Annotated in this window: 26 protein-coding genes; 5 read left to right on the forward strand and 21 right to left on the reverse strand. The window is 48.3% G+C overall.

Features of this window, described 5'->3' with window-relative positions; translation table 11 throughout:
• Nucleotides 1-32: 32 nt before the first annotated feature.
• The 4 genes from KTG14_RS07135 to ytvA form a co-directional block, all read right to left on the reverse strand.
• Nucleotides 33-725, reverse strand: coding sequence for a YqjF family protein (locus KTG14_RS07135; RefSeq protein WP_216970276.1), 693 nt, complete (start codon nucleotides 723-725; stop codon nucleotides 33-35).
• A gap of 70 nt (nucleotides 726-795) precedes the next feature.
• Nucleotides 796-1626 carry a manganese catalase gene (locus KTG14_RS07140; protein WP_216970277.1) on the reverse strand — a complete coding sequence of 277 codons (831 nt, stop codon included), beginning with the start codon at nucleotides 1624-1626 and terminating at the stop codon, nucleotides 796-798.
• 35 nt (nucleotides 1627-1661) lie between these two features.
• Nucleotides 1662-1937, reverse strand: a complete 276-nt coding sequence (locus KTG14_RS07145; protein WP_216970278.1) for a hypothetical protein — start codon at nucleotides 1935-1937, stop codon at nucleotides 1662-1664.
• A gap of 220 nt (nucleotides 1938-2157) precedes the next feature.
• Nucleotides 2158-2931 carry a YtvA family blue-light photoreceptor gene (gene ytvA / locus KTG14_RS07150; protein ID WP_216970279.1) on the reverse strand — a complete coding sequence of 258 codons (774 nt, stop codon included), beginning with the start codon at nucleotides 2929-2931 and terminating at the stop codon, nucleotides 2158-2160.
• A 147-nt stretch (nucleotides 2932-3078) separates the two neighbouring features.
• On the opposite strand from ytvA, the gene KTG14_RS07155 reads away from it, so the two are divergent.
• Nucleotides 3079-3783, forward strand: a complete 705-nt coding sequence (locus KTG14_RS07155; protein WP_216970280.1) for a type 1 glutamine amidotransferase domain-containing protein — start codon at nucleotides 3079-3081, stop codon at nucleotides 3781-3783.
• A gap of 58 nt (nucleotides 3784-3841) precedes the next feature.
• Nucleotides 3842-4069, forward strand: coding sequence for a hypothetical protein (locus tag KTG14_RS07160; RefSeq protein ID WP_216970281.1), 228 nt, complete (start codon nucleotides 3842-3844; stop codon nucleotides 4067-4069).
• A gap of 69 nt (nucleotides 4070-4138) precedes the next feature.
• Here KTG14_RS07160 and KTG14_RS07165 read toward each other — a convergent pair whose 3' ends face one another.
• The 4 genes from KTG14_RS07165 to KTG14_RS07180 form a co-directional block, all read right to left on the reverse strand.
• On the reverse strand, nucleotides 4139-5311 hold the full coding sequence (locus KTG14_RS07165; RefSeq protein WP_216970282.1) for a S1C family serine protease: 1173 nt from the start codon (nucleotides 5309-5311) through the stop codon (nucleotides 4139-4141).
• Nucleotides 5312-5488: 177 nt separating this feature from the next.
• Entirely contained in the window at nucleotides 5489-6892 is a 1404-nt protein-coding gene (locus KTG14_RS07170) for a sensor histidine kinase (RefSeq protein WP_254178043.1), read from the reverse strand.
• Nucleotides 6882-7562 carry a response regulator transcription factor gene (locus KTG14_RS07175; RefSeq protein WP_216970283.1) on the reverse strand — a complete coding sequence of 227 codons (681 nt, stop codon included), beginning with the start codon at nucleotides 7560-7562 and terminating at the stop codon, nucleotides 6882-6884. The genes KTG14_RS07170 and KTG14_RS07175 overlap by 11 nt, the downstream gene beginning before the upstream one ends.
• A 78-nt stretch (nucleotides 7563-7640) precedes the next feature.
• On the reverse strand, nucleotides 7641-8654 hold the full coding sequence (locus tag KTG14_RS07180; protein WP_101191574.1) for a GTPase: 1014 nt from the start codon (nucleotides 8652-8654) through the stop codon (nucleotides 7641-7643).
• 148 nt (nucleotides 8655-8802) lie between these two features.
• Between KTG14_RS07180 and KTG14_RS07185 the strand changes: the two genes are divergently transcribed.
• A complete protein-coding gene (locus KTG14_RS07185; protein WP_216970284.1) occupies nucleotides 8803-9129 on the forward strand; it encodes a CHY zinc finger protein in 327 nt (108 codons plus the stop codon).
• A 39-nt stretch (nucleotides 9130-9168) separates the two neighbouring features.
• On the opposite strand, the gene KTG14_RS07190 is transcribed toward KTG14_RS07185, so the two are convergent.
• From KTG14_RS07190 to msrA, 7 genes are all read right to left on the reverse strand, one after another.
• Nucleotides 9169-9699, reverse strand: a complete 531-nt coding sequence (locus KTG14_RS07190; RefSeq protein ID WP_216970285.1) for an RDD family protein — start codon at nucleotides 9697-9699, stop codon at nucleotides 9169-9171.
• Between the two features lie 108 nt (nucleotides 9700-9807).
• A complete protein-coding gene (locus tag KTG14_RS07195; protein ID WP_216970286.1) occupies nucleotides 9808-10287 on the reverse strand; it encodes a GNAT family N-acetyltransferase in 480 nt (159 codons plus the stop codon).
• A gap of 23 nt (nucleotides 10288-10310) precedes the next feature.
• The gene (locus KTG14_RS07200) at nucleotides 10311-11138 is read right to left on the reverse strand and encodes a metallophosphoesterase (RefSeq protein ID WP_216970287.1); all 828 of its coding nucleotides are present in this window, start codon (nucleotides 11136-11138) and stop codon (nucleotides 10311-10313) included.
• Nucleotides 11139-11344: 206 nt separating this feature from the next.
• On the reverse strand, nucleotides 11345-12130 hold the full coding sequence (locus KTG14_RS07205; protein ID WP_216970288.1) for an ABC transporter permease: 786 nt from the start codon (nucleotides 12128-12130) through the stop codon (nucleotides 11345-11347).
• A complete protein-coding gene (locus tag KTG14_RS07210) occupies nucleotides 12127-13008 on the reverse strand; it encodes an ABC transporter ATP-binding protein (protein ID WP_216970289.1) in 882 nt (293 codons plus the stop codon). The genes KTG14_RS07205 and KTG14_RS07210 overlap by 4 nt, the downstream gene beginning before the upstream one ends.
• The gene (locus tag KTG14_RS07215) at nucleotides 13005-13199 is read right to left on the reverse strand and encodes a PLD nuclease N-terminal domain-containing protein (RefSeq protein WP_374939884.1); all 195 of its coding nucleotides are present in this window, start codon (nucleotides 13197-13199) and stop codon (nucleotides 13005-13007) included. The genes KTG14_RS07210 and KTG14_RS07215 overlap by 4 nt, the downstream gene beginning before the upstream one ends.
• 120 nt (nucleotides 13200-13319) lie before the next feature.
• A complete protein-coding gene (msrA, locus tag KTG14_RS07220; RefSeq protein ID WP_216970291.1) occupies nucleotides 13320-13991 on the reverse strand; it encodes a peptide-methionine (S)-S-oxide reductase MsrA in 672 nt (223 codons plus the stop codon).
• A gap of 107 nt (nucleotides 13992-14098) precedes the next feature.
• Here msrA and KTG14_RS07225 point away from each other — a divergent pair, with 107 nt between their 5' ends.
• Nucleotides 14099-14683: a protein-L-isoaspartate(D-aspartate) O-methyltransferase gene (locus KTG14_RS07225; RefSeq protein WP_216970292.1), complete on the forward strand. Its 585-nt coding sequence runs from the start codon at nucleotides 14099-14101 to the stop codon at nucleotides 14681-14683.
• A 20-nt stretch (nucleotides 14684-14703) separates the two neighbouring features.
• On the opposite strand, the gene KTG14_RS07230 is transcribed toward KTG14_RS07225, so the two are convergent.
• The gene (locus tag KTG14_RS07230) at nucleotides 14704-15189 is read right to left on the reverse strand and encodes a DUF2243 domain-containing protein (protein ID WP_216970293.1); all 486 of its coding nucleotides are present in this window, start codon (nucleotides 15187-15189) and stop codon (nucleotides 14704-14706) included.
• A gap of 158 nt (nucleotides 15190-15347) precedes the next feature.
• On the opposite strand from KTG14_RS07230, the gene KTG14_RS07235 reads away from it, so the two are divergent.
• Nucleotides 15348-16052 (forward strand): Na-translocating system protein MpsC family protein, encoded by a 705-nt coding sequence (locus tag KTG14_RS07235; RefSeq protein ID WP_216970294.1) that lies wholly within the window; start codon nucleotides 15348-15350, stop codon nucleotides 16050-16052.
• Between the two features lie 43 nt (nucleotides 16053-16095).
• Here KTG14_RS07235 and KTG14_RS07240 read toward each other — a convergent pair whose 3' ends face one another.
• From KTG14_RS07240 to KTG14_RS07260, 5 genes are all read right to left on the reverse strand, one after another.
• Complete coding sequence (locus tag KTG14_RS07240; RefSeq protein ID WP_216970295.1) at nucleotides 16096-16287, reverse strand: hypothetical protein; 192 nt, start codon at nucleotides 16285-16287, stop codon at nucleotides 16096-16098.
• Between the two features lie 165 nt (nucleotides 16288-16452).
• Entirely contained in the window at nucleotides 16453-16662 is a 210-nt protein-coding gene (locus tag KTG14_RS07245) for a hypothetical protein (protein ID WP_216970296.1), read from the reverse strand.
• Nucleotides 16663-16695: 33 nt separating this feature from the next.
• Nucleotides 16696-18804: a type IA DNA topoisomerase gene (locus tag KTG14_RS07250; RefSeq protein WP_216970297.1), complete on the reverse strand. Its 2109-nt coding sequence runs from the start codon at nucleotides 18802-18804 to the stop codon at nucleotides 16696-16698.
• A gap of 677 nt (nucleotides 18805-19481) precedes the next feature.
• Nucleotides 19482-20258, reverse strand: a complete 777-nt coding sequence (locus KTG14_RS07255) for a sulfite exporter TauE/SafE family protein (RefSeq protein WP_216970298.1) — start codon at nucleotides 20256-20258, stop codon at nucleotides 19482-19484.
• A 60-nt stretch (nucleotides 20259-20318) separates the two neighbouring features.
• Nucleotides 20319-20546, reverse strand: a complete 228-nt coding sequence (locus KTG14_RS07260; RefSeq protein WP_216970299.1) for a sulfurtransferase TusA family protein — start codon at nucleotides 20544-20546, stop codon at nucleotides 20319-20321.
• Nucleotide 20547: the final 1 nt, after the last annotated feature.

The raw sequence follows: 20547 nt of genomic DNA on the forward strand, positions 1-20547 counted from the left end.
AAATAAAAGCCGATCGTTTTAGTGATCGGCTTTTATTTGTGCTCTTTTACAGGGGGATAAAACCGTGTTTTCTGCAGCGCCGAGAAATGGGCTAGTGGCTCTTCCGCATTCCATCCGGCAGGAAGGAAGCCGGCAAGCGAATTTTCAGCTATTTCTATATGAACCGTTTGCAGTTGCCACGGCGCATGAACAATATCCACGCGGTATAGGGCCGTTTTTGGCTTTGTCCATAAACAATAACGTTCTGTCAGCCATCGCTCGAGCTCTGATGACTCCAGTATTCCGGCGCTTGGCATGAAGCCCACCTGGAAACTCTCGCCAATAGCTGGTTTAGCGAGGTGGCTCGTAAATACATACCGTCCGTCTTTTTTTGCGACTTTCATACGCGCGTACCGATAAGGAAGGAATCCTCCTGCACTCGCCGCTTTTACCGCTGGCAAGCTATCGGCATCCAAGCTGAAAAAATAGACTCCAGACCGGCCGTTACACGGTACATAGGTCCTTACATTTAATTCGCGGTAAGTTCCTGCAATGGGAACTGGCAGAGAACAACGCAAACGCGTACGATCAGCAATAAACGGGACAACACCGACCCATGCCTGCCCGTCGAATAGATCGATTTCGAGCTCTGCTGGCACAAATGGCCTCAGGGCATTGGGCGAAATCGGCCAGTGTAAAAAAACAAGATCTCGCCATGTCTGCTCCATAATCCAAGGCTGTTTCATCTATACTCCCCCTTAAAATTATTCATAATGAAACGGGACGAAGAAAAATTCTTCGTCCCGTTTGATCTATCTATCCTTTTAATTTGTCTTCAGGCAGCGTGTCATGCGACTCAAGCGGCCCTGGCTTCAATGTGGGCTTTTGCCCGAAAGCTTGTGCCTGTTCGTATTTGAACGGGTGGCCGTCCGGTGCATTGCCGTTCATCCATGGCAATGATGCACTGTCTTCGCCTTCCGAGAAATTATAAAGTGTATGGGAATATTCGGTCGCTTCCCACTCTGGAGGAACGGTAGAAGGTGTAATCACGCCCCCTTCTTTTTCTTCCAAATCGCGTATCGCTGCGATCCACTGGTTTTGGTGCATCGTATCACGAGCCAGCAGGAATGACAGTAGATCTTTTACGCCTTTGTCATCCGTCAAGCTGTACAAACGCGCCACTTGCAGGCGGCCTTGCGACTCTGCGTTGACATTGGCACGGAAGTCAGCAAGTAAATTACCGCTTGCGATAATGTATCCGCCACTCCATGGCACCCCGGCACTGTTCTCCGGTGTTGCCCCAAGGCCTGAGACAATCGCATGGTGCGGGTTCATTCCGCCCATGATGGCTCCGATCACCGGGTCGCTCGCCGCTTTCTCTTGTTCATAAACCGGTGCCCCTTCCAGCAATTGGGCCACCATTGTGGCGAGCATTTCGATATGCCCGAGCTCTTCTGTCCCAGTGTCCATCAGCAAATCTTTGTATTTTTCGTTCCCTCTCGTGTTCCACCCTTGGAATAAATACTGCATCGCTACAGACATTTCGCCGAACTGGCCACCGATGACTTCCTGCAATTGCTTCGCAAATATCGGATCCGGTTTGTCCGGCTTGGCTTCGAATTGAAGTTCTTTTCTATTGAAAAACATTTAACTTCCTCCTCATATTTTTTGGGTTATTTATCTTAATCTATCCGTCCTTCACTGTCTTTCTTGGTGTCTTTCGGATGTCCGCCATCATAGTCGGAATCATTTCCTCCAGCATTGAACGCTTTCTTTCGCTGGTCTTTTTTTTCGTTTCCCTGTGTTTCGCCAACTCTGCCTTCACTGCCAGAAATGCTGTCCTGGGGCTGCCCGCCGTCGTAATCCGAGCTATTGCCCCCTGCATTGAACTGCTTATCTTCTTTATCCGGGTTCTCATGATTTTCAGGTCCTTCACGCTGGTTATGATCTGTTCCCATCGTTACGCCTCCTTGGAAAATCTGGAATTTCTGTTCCCTAATAATCTACCCAGCATTAAAAGACTAAAACCAAATAAACTATTTTTTCAGTTAATTAACCAAATAGTAATAGCATTGTTTAGGCAATAGATCAAAAAGCAATATTAAAATTCCTTTTATTGTAAAAATAAACGCATAAAAAAACCTCATTCTACCTGAATGAGGCTTATCAATTATTCATCTATTCATTAATATCAGCTAATGCCTTCTCGATGCTCGAATAAGTTTTCAGGATATTGTCCCGTTCCAGATCACGCACCAATTCGGTTGCCGCTTGCGGAGTAACTCCGGTGATGTACATATGGCTCCCCATAATGCGCAGCGCTTCGCAAATTTGTGTAAACCAATGGAGCGGAGATTCCTCGTCCCACGTCAATCCCGTAATATCGAGAAGCGCATGTTCAATTCGATGCTCGCTGACATATTCGCATAACTTCACTTTTAATGTTTCAAAACGCTGCAGGCTCATCGTTCCAACCAATGCCACTGTCGCAACGTTTGGCTGTATCGATAAAATTGGCAACATCAGTTTCTCTATTTCATTTTCATTAGCGGTAATCGCTTCTTGCTGCAAGGTTTCAATTGTGATGTCCGTCTGGGTGCCGATGAAATAGAGCTTTCCTTCGACAGTCACCGGCGAAATTGCCAGGCGGTTCCAAAACGGTGTTCCGTCTTTTCGGTAATTGCGCAAAATCACTGTTGCTTTCTCCTGCTTGTTGATGGCTTGCCGAATTTGGTCAACGGCTTCAGGAGCTGTTTTCGGGCCCTGCAGGAAACGGCAGTTCTGACCGAGCAATTCTTCTTTGCCATAACCGGTCATTTCCGTAAATGTGTGATTGGCATAAATGATTGGATTGTCTTCTTGTGCAGGATCCGTGACAATGGTGCCGACTTTGCTGCCGTCTAGCATGGCTTCAAGCAGTTGAATCTGTGTACCCGCTTCCATTTTTTCCATATAAATTAGTTCACCTCAAATTTTTACTCATATTATTTTAGCACAGCTTTGGATGCAGCCAAAACCGGGGCACCCGGAAGTTTCAGGAATCTGTCAAAGGGTAAATGTACAACAAGAGCTTTCTAATGAAATGGAGAGGATACCCAAATGGCAAAAGTATTGGCAGTATTATCGAGCGGCTATTCAAACGAAGAGCATAATTACGTAACTGGCTGGTGGGCTGAAGAATTATTCGAGCCCTTGTCGGAACTTGAAAAAGCGGGCCACTCTGTAGGGTTGGCTTCGATTGACGGCGGCAAACCGGTCGTTGATCCCTTGAGCCTTGATAAGGCTTATGATCCCGAAGGCAAATATAAGAAGTTATACGATTCCGGCATCGCTGATAAGACCACACCGGTTGTGGATGTCCGGGCAAGTGATTACGATGCCATTATGATCGTCGGTGGCCATGGTGCGATGTTCGACTTAGCACACGATGAGAATCTGCACGCTGTCATCAATATCGTCCACGAAACAGGCGGAATCGTTTCCGCTGTCTGCCATGGGCCGGCTCCACTGGTTTTCACAAAAATGAAAGATGGCAAACCCTTATTGCAAGGCTTGAAAGTGACAGGATATCCGAATGATATGGAACCTGAAGAAGTCGATGGGCTATTACCGTTCAGCCTTGAAGACGAAATGGCCAAAATTGCGCAATACGACAAGGGCGATGGACAAGACGAATACTTTGTTTGGGGCAGCGACCGCCTCCTGACTGGCCGCGATCCTGGTTCCTCACAAGCATTCGGCCATGAACTGGCGAAGAAACTGACCGAAATGGAAGAGCATCAACTCGACAAGCACTTGGACTAATCATGCGCTTGAAGCAATAAGCTCAACAACGATACCAACTATTGGAGGAGGAAATGGAATGGATAATAAAAACAATCAAAATGAACAAGACAGGGAACAGGAATACATGAAAACGAGTAAGCAGGAGGTGGACCACAAGAACCCGGAATACAAACAAGGTCTTGAAGAGCCGAAGAGAACAGGCTATCCGCCATTGCAGCTGGGATTGATCATTTTTGGTATCGCTGTTTTGGTGATTGTCGGATTTGCTATCGGTTTTGACTGGTTCGGCTTGTTTGGGAATTAATTGCATTATAAGGCTCGCGTAAAAGCGGCGGACAGGAATTTCCTGTCCGCCGCTTTTTTGTATGCCCTGTTAAATTTCCTCGCTCAACTGAACTTCAAATGTTTTCAATTCGCCGTTCCGGTAAGCTTTGACCGTTACAGACCCTTCTTCCACTTCCGTATAAAGATATTGACGGAGTTCCAAGACAGAAGAAACAGCTTGGCCATTCAATTCAACGATGGTATCTTTCGCTTCGATTCCTGCTTTATCCGCACCCGATCCTTCCTGTACCGATTGGACGACAATGCCGTCTTCCACTTCCCCCGGAAGATTTAATTCGGCATTTCTGATTTCTGCAGGTACCTGTTCCAGTTCAAGTAATGCAACACCTAAGGACGGACGGGAAACTTCCCCTTCTCCTTCAAGTTCTGAGATGATCGGGATTGCTGAATTGATTGGAATGGCAAGCCCGATACCTTCCACTGCGTCCTGTGCGATTTTCATCGAGTTGATGCCGATGACTTGGCCTTGGGCATTCAATAATGCGCCGCCGCTGTTGCCAGGATTGATCGCGGCATCGGTTTGAAGCACTTCTGACTGCCAGTCTTCCTGGCCGTCTTTATTGATATCGATCGGGATAGCTCGTTCCGTTCCCGAAATGACCCCTGTTGTCACCGACCCAGAAAATTGAAGGCCAAGCGGGTTGCCGATTGCAATGACCGGTTCTCCTGATTTAAGCACCGAAGAATCCCCAAATTCTGCAACTGTTTCAATCTGTGCTCCAGGGACTTTCAGGACGGCGAGGTCAGTCCATACATCCGAACCGAGCACTTCTGCCTCGAGCTCTTCACCGTTTGCCAAGGTCACGACAACTTCTTTAGCGCCTTCCACAACGTGATGGTTCGTAACAATGAATGCCGCGTCCCCTTGTTTTTTATAGATGACGCCAGATCCTGCCCCTGCTTCTTGTGTAGACGTTTGAGCAAATGGGTTATTGCCCGCTTGCAGGTTGGATACGCCGACCACAGCATCCGCTGTCGCGTCAACGGTTTCTGTGACGTCTGTCGTGACAATTGCGGATTCGCTTTGCAGTTCGCTGCTTTGGACGCCGGCAGTGGCAGATTCCGTTTCACCCAAATCGGTTCCAGTGACCAGCGTGCCTACCAGCAACGCACCTGCCAATACGCCTCCGAAACTGGAAGCCATATAGCGTTTCAATGGATTCTTCTGATTGTTTTGTGGTGTTGTATTGTAGTAGCCCATTATTTTTCCATTCCCTTATTGATTATTTGTCGTTTGCCTTGTGGCTTTCGATATTCTTATCATACAAAGCAGATATGAAAAAATTATGACCAAACATGCAACAGAAATGTAAAGTTTTTATAGTGCATGGATACGAGAAAGCCTGCCGGAACAAACGGCAGGCTTTAAGTATTTTCGTTACTTATTTGATTGTTTATGAGGCAGGCGGATCGTGAACTTGGTCCCTTTGCCTTTTTCGCTTTCCACCGAGATTTCCCCCTCGTGCAAATTGACCAATTGGCGAACGATGGAAAGGCCGAGCCCGAACTGGCCGCTTCCACGCGACATGTCCGCTTTGTAGAAACGGCGCCAAATCATCTCCAGTTCCTCGACTTCGATGCCGTCTCCCGTATCTTCCACTTCCAGCACAGAAAAGCCCGATTCCGCACGGGCGCGAAGGAAAATGTCGCCGTTTTTGGTGAATTGGATGCTATTTTTGACGATATTCACCAGGATTTGAATCAATCGATCCATATCCCCATAAATCATCTCACCTGGATCGGCTTCGATCAATAATCGATCGCCTTTTTCGTTTGCTTGCAATTGCAGCTGTTCTTGGATGATTTCCAAGAGTTCAGCCGCTTCGATTTCCTCTTTCATGAGCGTCACTTGATTCGACCGGATTTTCTCATAATCCAGATTTTCATTGACGAGGCGCATGAGCCGCTTCGTTTCATCGCTCACAAGCCGGATGCCTTTTTCGCGCTGCTGTTCTTCGATCATGCCGCTCTTCAATCCTTCGATAATGCCGGCGATGGTCGTAAGCGGTGTTCTCATTTCATGCGAGACATCAGCCATGAAGCGCCGCCTGCGGTTTTCGAGCTGCTCAATTTCTTCGCTGGAACGCTGCAGCTTATCCGCCATCATATTGAAGTCATGTGCCAAATCCCCAAATTCGTCAAAATTCGACTCCGGCAAGTTGACTTGGTAATGTCCTTCGCTGATCATCGACGTCGCTTTTCTCATGCGTTGCAGTCGCGTCACGTGAATTTTGGCCAGGAGCAGGCTGAGCAGCAAGGCAAACGGCAAGGAAATGGCAATGACGACGATAAGTGTTCGGTTCAGTTCCGCTACCATTTCACGGATGCCGCTTACAGGAGAAGCCAATAAAACACCTCCAGCAAGCGTACTGCCTTCTACATAAGGCAACGCGACGAACGTCATCGACCGCTCAAAGCGTTCGACATCCCGGTAGACGACCAAGGTTTCGCCGCGCTCGATGACATTCCATTCCTCCGGTGTCAATTCGACCGATGGAAAATTGCCGTTGATCGGATAAAGAATCCGGCTCTGCTGATCAAAGACGATGAAATTGATATTCTGCGCTTCAAGCACTGTTACATAGGCTTGCAAATCTGTCCCCGGGCGAGCCTGTTCCAGTTCCTGGAGGATCTGTTCGCCGTAGCGCTCCAACTCTTCCGCCTTGTCGGAATACGCCACTCGCTCACCGTAAAAAATAAATAGCGTGCTTAAAATGGCCACTGCAAACAACAAAACGCCCATATGGCTCGCGATCAATTGATAAAAATACTTAACCCGCAAGTTCTTCAAATTTATAGCCCACTCCCCATACCGTATGGAAGAGCTGGTCCCCTTCCGGAATTTTTTTGCGCAGCCGTTTGATATGGACATCTACCGTCCGTTCATCGCCGTAGAACTGGTAGCCCCATACTTGCTCAAGCAATTGTTCCCGACTGAACACTTGTTTCGGATGCTGCAGGAAAAAGACCAGCAGATCAAATTCCTTCGGCGTTAAATTGTCGATTGCTTGGCCGTCTTTGACGACTTCGCGTGTTTCTTTTTTGACATGGAAATGTGCAGTGCGGATCCCATCCTCGGCCACTTCACCTTTCCGCGCCCTTCTGGTCACCGCTTTGATACGAGCCATCAAGGTCAAGGGGCTAAACGGCTTGGTCACATAATCATCTGCTCCCATTTCAAAACCGATCACTTGGTCGGATTCGCTGTCTTTTGCTGTCAGCATGATGATGGGGACTTCGCTTCCTGTCTCGCGGATTTTCCGGCATAAAGCGATGCCGTCCATTCCCGGAAGCATCCAGTCCAGGATCAACAGGTCGAAATCCTCTTCCTGGAACTTGCGGTAGCCTTCCAGCCCGTCTCCGGCGAATTCACCTTCGAGCCCCTCTTTTGAAAAGAACAATTCTAGCATCGAGCTGACGCTTGGGTTGTCTTCTACTACTAAAATTTTCATGATTCCCACCTCCAAGTTCCACTCTTCTGTGTGTACAAAATCCAAAAAGCCGCCCTAAAAATGGGGCGGCCACATGGTTTAAGCATTCTTTTCGCGCTTTTTCAGCTTATCATAGAGGCTGCCGATCATTTCATAATCGATGGCGATATTGTTTTCGTATGCATATTTCACGCCGTAGCCGAGCGCCAGCGTCATGGAACTCGCCACTGTACCGCCGATGATCGAGCCGGCACCTGGTACAAACTTCAACGCCTGGCGGTAAAGGGTATGGCCGATGGTCTGCGTGGCTGTAATGACGATCATATCTTTCGCCGCTTTTTTCGTCAAAGGCTTATCGTACAGATTCGACAGTTTGACGATGAGTCCGACCTGCAGCGTCGTCAACGGCAAGACGTCCGACCCTGGAATCGGTGACGCGCCGATGATGCCCGCTGAGACCCCGGCCCCCACGATCCAACGCGTGGCGGCAGACGATTTCTCTTTCATGCTTTTCGCGAAGAGCAGGTCTTTCCCCTTCTTTTCCAGCAACAGCAAAATTTCCTTTTTCAGCAGATCCAAGTTTTCTCCCGTTTTTGAAGACACTGGGATCACTTTGTATTTATTGTTTGTGTGCCCTTTGATGAATCTAATGATCGATGGGATATCTTCTGCTGCATCAATTTTGTTCAAGACGATGAGGATATCTTTATTATGTTTTTCGATCTCGGCGAATTTTTGCTTTTCGCTATCTGAAAAGACCGTTCCAGCAGCATTCAGGAAAAACAGCACGACATCCGACTGCTGGACGAACTCCAAAGTCTTTTTCGGGTTTTCATCATTCGGATCATTGAGTCCTGGTGTATCCATGAACTTGATGTTCTCCAAGCCGCGGATATTATAAGGGTCCACGCTCACCGTTTCGCCAGGCATCGGGTTGGTGCTGGCGATGTCTTCACCGATGATCTTATTCACCGTTGTCGACTTCCCGGCATTGACTTCACCGATCAATGAGATCAGCAAATCCTGTTCGAGCGTGTCGCTCACTTTTTTCATCTCATCTTCAAATACTTTGTCCATCGCGCGCATGACTTCATCTTCGAATTCCTTAACCATTGCCCAGTCTCCTCCTTCAAGATACATATCTCTATTATAAAGGCTTCCGGCGTTCGCGACCATTTTCAGCTATCTCCCTACACTCGCCACTGGGTTCATTTCATAGTAGCATGAGAGAAATAGACGATTTTAAAAGGAGTGTCTGACCATGTGTGAACGCCCCCGTATCTTTGGGCTCGATGTCGATTCTGAAACCCGCTGCCGCCATTACCATTCGGAAATCGACCGGATCGCCATCCGCTTCCATTGCTGCGGAGATTATTTCGCTTGCTTTGCATGCCATGAAGCAGTCGGCTGCAACAACCCTTCCGTCTGGCCGAAAGAGCAGTTCCATGAAAAAGCGGTTCTATGCGGGTCATGCGACAACGAGCTGTCCATCCGCGACTATCTCGATTGCGCCTCTTCCTGTCCACGTTGCGCAGCTGCCTTTAATCCTGGTTGCAGCCTCCACAAGCATCTGTATTTTGAAACATGAATTTGTAAGTCCAGACATTTGCATGATGCTATAGGGGCATCATACTTTTTTTATCACTTTTGTTCCGCTCAAGAAATCGTAAAATGTACGCTTCTGTTTCGAAAAAAAGGCAGTTGCAATGTACAAAATCATTAATCCATAGATGCTTCCGCCGGTAATTGAAAGGGACAGAGGAATGCTCTCCTCTTCGGCCTGGACTAAGCGGTAGACGAGAAAATGGGACAGTTCCCAAGGCAAAAACTTAAATGCAACGCGAATGAACGAACGGACGATGCCAATGCCTTTGCCCTCAAGTCCGACCACTTGAAGCTTCATTTTCTTCTTGCCGAACGTGCCACTGAAATGCCTGGCATCAAAAACAGCGAAGTATAACGAAATCGGCAAAGTGACGAGCAAAAAACCAGTCAATTGCGCGATACCAAGAGAAGATTGGAAAAGATTTTGAATTTCCGGGGCTATAAAAACTGTCAGCACTGCGACCATAAGTAAATAAAGTACAATCCCTATATAATCCAGCATGAAAGCTTTCAGCCGTACCCACACTCCTGCTGCAAGCATCTGGCCACCCACACTTCCTTTCTTCTCTATTCTTCAACCTACTTGCCCTTTCCTTTTATCCATAGAAAATGCCCCTTCCCCAAATCCAAGTTGCGCATGGTTTTGGCGAAGGAGCATTTTTCATTTCACTTTCAGGCACATGGCGAATTGCTCGCCTTTTTTGCCCATGACTCTTCGGCCGGTGTCTTCAAATCCGGCTTTTTGATAAAGCTTCTGCGCAGCGAGATTGCGTGCGTTGACGCCTAGTACAATCTCGTCAAAAGTTTCGAATTCTTTTTGCAAAAAAACAGGCAAGGCTTCAAGAGAGCCGGTTGCGATGCCGCGCCCTTGAAATTTGGGATTGACGGAATAGCCGCGCAACAGCAAGGCTTTCGGGTTATCGGAATAGCGTTTCCGGTCCTCTGATTCATCGAGCTCGAAAAATCCGGCCACTTCGCCTCGCGCGCGGATGACGATCAAATGCTTTTCGGGATTACCCGCGTCCCGCTTGATGAGCTCCTGCGGCATCATCGTAAATTCCTGCTGGTCTGTCGGGAGATTATAGGAGACATTTGTTCTTTTGGTATAGCAATGCAATGTCACTTCACTTTTTCTAATCACGAAAATCGGTCCCCCTACACTAGTTATTCATTCTCTAACGTTACGACCACCACTTCGGGCAAATTGAAAACGCGCAGCGGAAATCCACTATTTCCAAGGCCACGGCTCAAGACAAGCTGCGTATCACCTGATTCGAAGACGCCTTCTGTCATGGCCGGAAACCAGCCTTGCCCAGGGGCAATCAAGCCGCCAAGCCCTGGGATGCGAATCTGGCCGCCATGTGCATGGCCGGAAAATACGACATCGATCCCTTCACTTGCGTAAGTGTCCAATTGTTCAGGCCGATGGGCGAGCAGCAAGGTAAACGCGTCGTTTAGACCGGCTTCTGCGATGCTGTTGCGCGTGAATTCCTCTTCATGAAGATAGATATCCATCAACGGGTCGTCGATACCCGCAATTTGTATAGCTTCCCCGTTTTCTTCCCACATGACTGAGCGATTGCGCAGCACTTCGACACCGCGCTCTTCCAAGGCTGGTACGATTTCATCATCCAGCCGGTTCGATGACACTTCGTGATTGCCGATGACGTAATACACTTCGCTCATCTCCACCAGTCCATCGACAGCTGCCAAACTTCTCTCTAAATCGTAGCGATTACTGTCGATCAAATCCCCGGTAATAAAAATCACGTCCGGATTCGCTGCTTCGACTTTCTCCAACAGTGCTTGCTGTTGGTCTCCAAATTCAGCATTGTGAAGATCCGATACTTGGACAATGCGTTTGCCGGAAAATGCATCCGGCACTTTTTCCGATTGGACCGAATATTCGGTCGTGACAATCCAATTATTATTGACCCAGGCGAAACCCACTAGGAGCAGTGCCGCAAAAATTAATGCAATCAGTTTCTTCATATTCCATTCCTCAATTCATTAGTATGGCCCGTGCGTCCATTTTATGGGCCACTGTGCACGAGTCATGGTTTGGCATCATAGCTTTTTTTCGCTGGAACGGTCAATCCATCGCAGCATGAAAGCTCTCTAGCATGTGCCAAATCCTGCTCTTATTCTACCAGCATTCCCCCAAAAGAAAAGCAATCAGCTAGCGCAGCTGGTTGCTTTTATACTTTCGTTTTAGCACGGTTTCTTTTCGAGAACCAAATGCCCAGTGCCGCCAGTCCTATCAAGCATGCAAGCGAGATGGCGAATGTCCAGATCAGCGCTGTCGCATCCGGCCCGATGTCCAGGAAGGACGCCGCATAATTTGGAAGCTTTAACGGCGACCATTCCCAGCGGCTGCCAAACAAGCTGTCGACAAGCTGTAGAATCAGCAATATGGCGAGCGTTAACCCAGCGGCCAAGCCCGCATTCGGCATAGACGCACTCGCGAATAACACCAAGGTGACGACCAGCACCATCCATAAACTATACGTCGCTGCAAAAGCCAGAAATTCGCCGAACGGCACAGCTGAAAACAGCACCGCCGTGTAATAATAACCCGCCAAAAAGCCAGCCCACACGCTGATCAGTGCCACAATGGAAGCCATCAGCCATTTACTGAGGAAATAGGATACATACGATAATGGCCGTACATATAACAGCGTAGCCGTCCCGTTTCTGCGCTCGCCAGCAATGCTGCCCATATAAGCGAGAGCGAGGACGAGCATGCCGATTAGCTGAAATTGGCCCATGACCGCCACTAGCAATTGTTCGGGTTCAGGATCCGGCAATTCGATGACAGCACCATCCGGCAAACCGCCTGTCGCATCAAGAATCTGAGGAAGGTAATAATTCGATAAAGGTTCTGTAACGCCCAACAGAATAAAGACAACAGGAATCCAGAATATCTTATAATTGCGCAGGTTCTCACGCCATTCCTTCAACAGCAGAGTTGAAAATTGTTTCATTTTTCTGCCACCACCTTCAGGAAAATATCTTCCAGGCTAGCGGTTTCTTGCTCGACCCCAACAATAGGAAAGCTCTTGACCGACAAGAAACGAAACACATCTTGCATGACCGGCCCTTCCGCCTTTATAGGAATAATGGCCGCTGTACCCTGAATGGCAGCTGGCCACGGTGATTCGCCCACAAACCTTTCCGCAGCGTTAGTGTTCTCGAAGCGAATTCGAATTTGCGGATCTGCGTAACGGCTGCGCACCTGATTAAGAGAACCGTGTTCCACCAAGTGCCCGTTCTGCAAAAACAACAGCTGGTCCGTCATTTCTTCCGCGTCGTTCAAAATATGTGTCGAGTAAAGGATCGTCGTTTGCCCGAGCAATGATTTCAACAGCTCCATCACTTCCCGCCGCCCGGTCGGGTCCAAGGAAGAAATCGGTTCGTCCAAAAGCAGCAAACTTGGCTGGTGCACCATCGCCTGCGCCAATCCGAGCCGCTGTTTCATGCCTCCTGAAAAGCCGCCGATTTTCTTATTGGTTACTTGACCAAGTCCGACAAACCCCAGTGTGCGTTCTGCCTGCTGGCGAGCTTTTTTGGAATCGACACCGCTCAGCTTGGCGGCCATCTCTGTAAATTCCAAAGCGCTCAGCCAGGGAAAAAATCGCGGATACTGTGGCAAAAAGCCGATCGATAAGTTTTTCTTGCGTTGGATTTCTCCTGCTGTCGCTTCCAGCAACCCTGCAAGCATCGACAATGTTGTGGTCTTTCCGGCACCGTTTGGCCCAATCAATGCCGTTGCACTGCCTTCTGCGAGCTCGAAGCCCAATCCGTCCACTGCCTGCTCAGTGCCGAAGCGCTTTGTTAATGACCTGACTTCCAATACGTTCAATAATTCCGCCTCCCTATGACAAAGTACAGAATCGGTCCGATAATATTCAGTAAAACGACGATCGCCGCCCACATCCACTTCGGACCGTTCGGATTTGGATTTCTAATCAAATCCACTAATGCGAATATCATCAACGCGATCTGCAAAACCAGAATGGGCAGCACCAATAGAATTGTGCGTTCATCCACCATGTTCATGTTCCTCCCCTGCACTTCTTTTGCCTCTATTGTTATTTCGCTGCGTCTGCCTGCTCTCCCTGCCACTGCATCAAAAAAGGACCGCCATCAGCGGTCCTTACAATATTCATCACATCACCATTTCAGCTTGAGCAATATTTGACGAAGAGCATCCCGATACTCATTGGCGATCGGCCATCCGCTGATTTCCTCCAGCAATTGCTGGCGGCTGCCGAATCCTTTAACAAATCCGTTCAGCCTGGCAGCAAAAGTCGACGGTGTCAGAAAAGCCGCATCGGGATAAAGTTCCGCCAATTGTTCGAGCGCTTTTGGATAGCGCTTTAAATAATATTTCTGATGGCGCTCTTCCGCTTCCGTAAAACCATCGAATGGCCGGATTTCCGTGTCGACTGGCTCATTCAATTGCTGCTCTTTTTCTATCTTCAATTTCTCGAGGATGTGCTGTTGCTCTTCGGACTGCCAAAATATCAAGGAAATATATTGGCGCCCTTTGTATGCGTCGCGGTTCGGGTAATGGCTGCGCCAAAATTCCCTGACGATTTCTTCAAAGCGGATCTGTCCGGGATCAAATTCCACTTGGATGGTTTCCGTATGGTCTCCCATCTGTCGGTATGTGGGACTTTCAGAAGTGCCGCCTGCATAGCCGGTCCGCGTCCGGATCACGCCGGGCAATGAACCGAACTGCGCATCCGGGCTCCAAAAGCAGCCCATCCCGAAGGTTGCGGTTTCTAGATTCGCTGTCTCTGGAAAATCCTGTTCAAGCGTTGAAATCATTGTGTTCTCCATATCCGTTTCCTCTCCTTAAGAGCCGCCCTTTGTGCTTCGGGCCATTTTTCCTTATGATAGTAGCAAGGAATCCATAAAACAAATCGAACGAAAGCAGGTGCATCTGTATGACTGCGCGTAAACAGGACATCACCGCTTATTTCCGCTCACTCGACCGGCGTTCGTTCATGGAACGCCACCAGCAAGATGCCGACCGTGACGAAGCTTTGCCGATCGGATACGGCCAGACGATTTCACAGCCTTCACTCGTATTGGGAATGACGGTTGCCCTCGATCTCGAAGACCATCACAAAGTGTTGGAAATCGGCACAGGATCCGGTTTCCAGACAGCGCTCCTGGCAGCTTTTTCACAGGAAGTCTATAGCGTTGAAAAGATTCCTCAGCTATATGAAAGCGCCAGAAAACGGCTCGAAGCGAAAGGATTCAAAAACATCCATTTCCTACTGGGCGATGGCAGCCTTGGCTGGCCGGAACATGCACCGTACGACCGGATCATCGTCACTGCTGCCGCTTCGGATATTCCAAAAGAATTGATGGACCAATTGGCAGTCGGCGGCCGCATGATTATCCCTGTCGGCAGTTTGTACAGCCAGGACCTTCTCGCCATCGACAAATCCAGCGATGGGAAATTGGAAAAAACAGCGCTTGAAGCTGTTCGCTTTGTGCCATTGAAGGGGAAATACGAAAATTAGGGTATATTAATATAAGGGGATTAATCGCCATCTTTTGAGGCGTTGCGCAAGACCGACCAGCCGAGCAAAAATAGGAAAGCAGCTGTTCCGAGCCACAGCGATTCATAGAAGACAGGGTCGCCAGTGTCCCTGACTGTATGAAGATTCAACAGCAGGCGGAACACCAGGCTGTCGAATATCAGCAGCACGCCGCCTCCAATCAACGCGCTTCCTAAAAAGCGCGCCGGCCAAAAAGCTTTTCGTCTGGCCAAGTCGGCAGCAATCCATAGCGACAAAACTGTCAATGCCCAACCGATGACCTGGTAAATTCCTTCCCCGATCAAAATCGCTCGGGGGCCATTGCCTTCGTAAAAATGATGCCATTGCAAGAAAAAATGGAAAATGCTTTGCTCGAGCACAGAAAACATTCCGGCTCCGAACAATAAACCCGCCCAAAAGTTCCGGGAAGTGTGGACACGCCGGTTTCTTGCTGTCGTAAGATCTGTCTTGCGTTCTGCCGAAACCATCCAATCCACTCCTTTTGAATTCCGTCCGTACCCGTTTTTCCATTTATACCCGCTCTCCCAGCCAATTAATCGTTGTTGGCCATTCAGGGCAGTGCAGCCCAAAATAAATGAACAATGTATCCCCTACACGTATTACATTATCCAAGGAGGCGACTCATTTGCAGAATTCCAAAACCATGCAAAGCGAAATCGGCGGCTATATTTCAACCATCATCCGCGAACACTTCGGGAAAGGCCCAACTTCTGTATTCGTTGTTGTGAAACCACCCTTTGTCATCGTCCATCTCAGAGGATTCCTAAGCCCCACTGAAAAGATTTTGCTCCAAAAAAACGAGTTCAGGCGTGTGATGGAAATTCGCCATTTGCTTATTGAAGAACTGAAGCCAGATATTTGCGATGCTTTCTCCCGTGCTTCGGGCGAAAAAGTGGAGTCGATCTATGCCGATTGGCATCTCGAAAACCAGACGGGCATGCTCATCGGGGTCATGGAAAATCGAGACGCTGCAGCTGAATTTGAGTGGCAGTCCAATGCGACGCAAAAAGCCCTCCAAGAGTCAGTCGTGGAAGCCAGCAGAAAAGCCGAAAAAAAACCCGAAAGTACTGAGTTGTTCTGGTTGAATGATCGCACCTTATTGATCGAACGGACTGGTTTCTTGGTGGAAATCGAACGTGAGCTCATACGCAGAGGCTTAGCAGAACAACTGAAACAAGTAAAAAGGCCGCTTGAGAAACGTTTGTTACTGAAAGAAACCCAGTTTCCGAAACTGCTCAATCGGGACATCCGTGAAATTTTTCTCGATTGGGAATTCTCGACGGACATCAGTTATATTCTCGTGCTGCTTGAACCGAGTAAATATTCTTAACATGAAAAAGCCGCCTATTAGGCGGCTTTTCTCTCTATCCAATTTAACCCACGGTAGATTGTGCAGTTTGGCAATGCGGACAATGTTCGTACTCCTCTTCTGCCAAGCTCTCCACATACTCCATTTTGTCGGTAAACTCCCTTTGCTCTATAGGCGTTTGCAAAAAGCCGCAGCTATCTCCTGCAAACTGGCTATGATGGATTTTTTTCGTTCGATGATCTACAAAATAACCCATTCTGCTTCCCCCCTATAAAAAAAGCCGAAAAGAGCCTCTCAACATGAAAGGGATCTTTTCGGCTTTGCCTCCGGCGCTATGGTCCGCGGCATTTGACCTATTATATATAGTTATTACTCTTCAATGGTTTATATTCTACATGAACAATCACCTTGTGGCAAAAAATCACTCCACGTGAAAGCCCGCTTCTTTAGTAAGACGGATAATCTGGCTTTCTTTAACCTTCGTTTCATCCAGCTCCAGTTTGACTTCGCCGTCTTCTACGCCGACCAACACCCGTTCAACTCCTGGCTCTTTCAGCAACAAATCCTCCAGTTCATGAATTGGGCGTTGTGATTTTGCTTCTTTTACATACATCGTCATTTTCCTCATCATCGACTCTCCTTCCTGTGTACTTCCTGGGAAATGTCAAAACTTCATTTTCAGTTTGCCTTCTTCCAATTCCAGGCTTGCATTGAACTTTTTGCCGTTTTTCGAAACGAAGCCTTTAATGACCGGAGTTTTACCTCTCGTACATAAGTATTCGATATGTTTGGCGGTTAGCCTTTTTTTCAAAAATACCGCCGGGAATGATTGCTTGCAACCATTGGCATGTTCCGTACAGCCATAGGATCCCCTGCACGAAACGATTGAGCCTTTTCGGCAACGAGGGCATATCGCAATTTCGCTCCCTTGCAATAAGGGCATTTCATCGGGCATGCCATTACTGCGCAATTGTTCCGGCACATCTTGCAACAGCTTCTCGATGAATTTCCCGATAGTGGCGAGAAACACATCCGAAGACCCTTCGCCTTTGCCGATTTTCTTCAGATAGCTTTCCCATTTTGCGGTCATCGATGGGCTCGACAGCAAATTCCCTTCAATGGCCTGGCACAGCATGCGCCCTTTTTCGGTGACTGACACAATGTTTCTCTTCACTTCGATATAATTATGGCGCTTGATCGTTTCGATGATGCCGCTGCGTGTCGCTTCAGTCCCGAGCCCCTCGACTTCCTTGAGGATTTCGCTGTCAGCTACATCTTCCGCGAACTTCCCGCAAGTTTTCATCATGGCGATCAATTGTCCTTCCGTATAGGGCTTCGGCGCGGTGGTCATGCGTTCGACAATGGCAACCGCTGCCGCTACTTGCTCATGAAGTGCCAATTCAGGAAGCGGTGGGTCCTGTTTCGCTTCTTTTGACGTCGGAAACAGCGATTTCCAGCCTTTATCGAGCTCTGTCCGGCCTGTCGTATGAAATTCGAGCCCTTTGACATCGGACACGACTTTCGTTTCGGCATAGCGGTAATCCCGGTGGAACATGCCGAGTGTCGTGCGCATCACTTCTTCGTATAAATTTCGTTCGTCCTGAGGCAAGCCATCGATTTTACGGGCCGTCGGCAAACTTTTCGTTGGGATGATGGCATAGTGTTCCTGGACTTTCGAATTGTCGACAAAACGCTTTTTCGGTGTTTTCGTTGCAATCGAAAATGGAGCATTGATGAGTTTTTGATAACTCTCCACTTGGGCTGACAAATAGCCGAACTCTGCCGACGTGATGTGGCGCGAATCAGTTCGCGGATAGCTGACGAGTTTTTTCTCATAGAGCTTCTGCATCGCCGCCAGCACTTTTTGTGGACTGTATTTCCATTTCCGGTTTGCGGCTGCCTGCAGGCTGGATAAGGAATGCAAGGGCTGTGGCGGGATGTGCTTCTCTGCCGTCTTCAATTCTTTGATATGACCTGTCGCTTTGCCATCCATCAAGTCGTGGGCAACCAAGAGTTCTTCCGCTTTTTTGCGCTCTTTCGCTTTCAGTTTGGCTTTGCCTTTATAGCTGCCTTTCGCCGCTTTGAACTTCCCTTCGATTTCGTAAAACGGCTCGGGTTTAAACGCTTCGATTTCCTTTTGGCGCTGATAGATCAAAAATACGGTCGGTGTCTGCACCCGTCCGATCGCAAATACTTCGTGGATGCCGCGCTCTTGAAGGAGCAGCGAATACAGTCGTGAGCCGTTCATGCCAACAAGCCAGTCGCTAATCTGACGCGCCCGCGCTTCTTCATAAAGGCGCAGGTCTTCTTTATTGTCGCGCAAATTACGGAAGCCTTCACGTACTTCGTCGACTTCGAGTGAATTGATCCACAACCGTTTGATTTGTTTGCCACGCACGCCAGTCTGTCGGTAGATGCTATAGAAAATATTCGAACCTTCGCGGTCTACGTCACAAGCATTGATGACGGTATCGGTTTCTTTCAGGAGTTTTTTGATGATATTGAATTGCTTCGACTTGCCGCGGGCTACTTGGAATTGGTATTCGACCGGCAAAATTGGCAAGGAAGCGAGCGACCATTTGCCCCATTTCGGGTCGTAGGCTTTCGGTTCTTTCAGTTCGACAAGATGGCCGATCCCCCAAGTGATGAACGCACCTTCTGGAAAGATCGGATTCGGCGCCATTTCCATATAGCCTTCCCGCTTCACCGTCTTGAACGCATCGCCATACGCTTTCGCCTGGCTCGGCTTTTCAGCTACAATTACTGGTTTCATGCTGTTCTTCCTTTCCCATGCTCTTTGTTTCATTGTACTCTTTCCACTGAAAAATCCAAATGAAAGCTTATTGGCATTTCAGTAGTTAACTGCTTTGTTGGGCCGGTTTTTAATGAAGATAGCGAAGGTTTGTTTGCGGAAATGTTCCTGAAGTTGAGTCGGACTTCATCTTCGTATTCGCCGCCCTGCTTTGGGTTGGCCTCTTGCAATAAGCCAAGAAGAACACTTGTCTTATCGCATCGGCTCACCCTTGGCGCTTGGCGGCTTGAAGATTTCATTGTACGAAGATTGATTAGATAGATCTGCTTCTATATTCAGTTGCCGGCTAGTGGGGAAATCGCTTCTCTAGTCTAGCGTAGAAATCGAGAATGGGGGTTTGCTTGCGGAAGTGTTCCTGAAGTTGATTCGGGCTTCACTTTGGTATTTGCCGCCTTGCTTTGGGTTGGCCTCCTGCAATAAGCCAAGAAGAACACTTGTCTTATCGCATCGGCTCACCCTTGGCGCTGGGTGGCTTGGAGATTTCGTTGGACCGAGTTTGTTTAAGCAGATCTGCTTCTGTATCCAGTTGCCGGCTAGTGGGGAAATCGCTTCCTGCGAAGCCTGAACAAAACCGGATATACTTAATTTCAAAGTGAAAACAAAAAAAGCTTCCGGCCACTGCCGGAAGCTTTTCGCTCTTATAGAATATCAAGCCAGATTTTGATTGCTGTACCTAGAATCAACAGCGACAAGATCCATTGCAATACTTTGGTGTTGGCTTTTTGGCCCACTTTTGCACCCAGTGGAGCGGCTAGAATACTGGCCACGATCATGACGGCAGCCGGCCCATAAAGGATTTGGTCAGTGACGATTTTGCCAACCGTTGAACCGATTGACGAAATGAATGTGATGGCCAGTGACGTTGCGATGGTCATGCGAGTGGGGATTCTTAAGACGACGAGCATGATCGGCACCAAGATAAAGGCGCCTGCTGCACCGACAATTCCTGCCGCAATCCCGACGATGAACGCGAGACTTGCAGCAATCCATTTATTAAATGTCACTTCATCCGCCGGTATGTCATCCAAACCTTTTTTTGGGATGAACATCATAACGACTGCGATGGTTGCCAGAATGGCATAGACGATGTTGATGGCGGATTCAGATAAGAGAGTCGAACCGTACCCGCCGATAAAGCTCCCGACTAAAATGGCGCCGCCCATATAGGCGATAAGTGACTTATTCAAATAGCCACTGCCCCGGTATGCCCATACCCCCGCGATTGTAGCGAAGAATACTTGAATGGCACTGATGCCTGAGACTTCATGTGCTGAAAATGCCGTGTATCCCAGCATGACCGGGATATATAACAGCATCGGATACTTGATGATGGAGCCGCCGATCCCAACCATTCCTGAGATGAAGGAACCGACAAAACCAATCAAGAAAATAACGATCATAAAATCAATACTCATGGCAACTCATCCTTCCTAAAAAAGCATTTCTGCTTTTCATAACTTCTGGTTAGTAAGAGCTTAGCCCTTTTTAATCCAGAACTTAAGTACATCGCCATCGACTTGCTGTTCCATGAGTTCGTGGCCGCCTGATTTTGCCCAAGCAGTCAAATCTGCTGAAGCGCCTTTATCCGTTGCTTGGATTTCCAACACTTGCCCGGAATCCATATCTTTCATTTCTTTTCTTGTTTTTACGATTGGCATTGGGCAAGCCAAGCCTTTTGCGTCTAGTACTTTATCTGCGTTCATC

This window comes from Planococcus sp. CP5-4_YE, assembly GCF_019042655.1.
Classification (GTDB): Bacteria; Bacillota; Bacilli; order Bacillales_A; family Planococcaceae; genus Planococcus.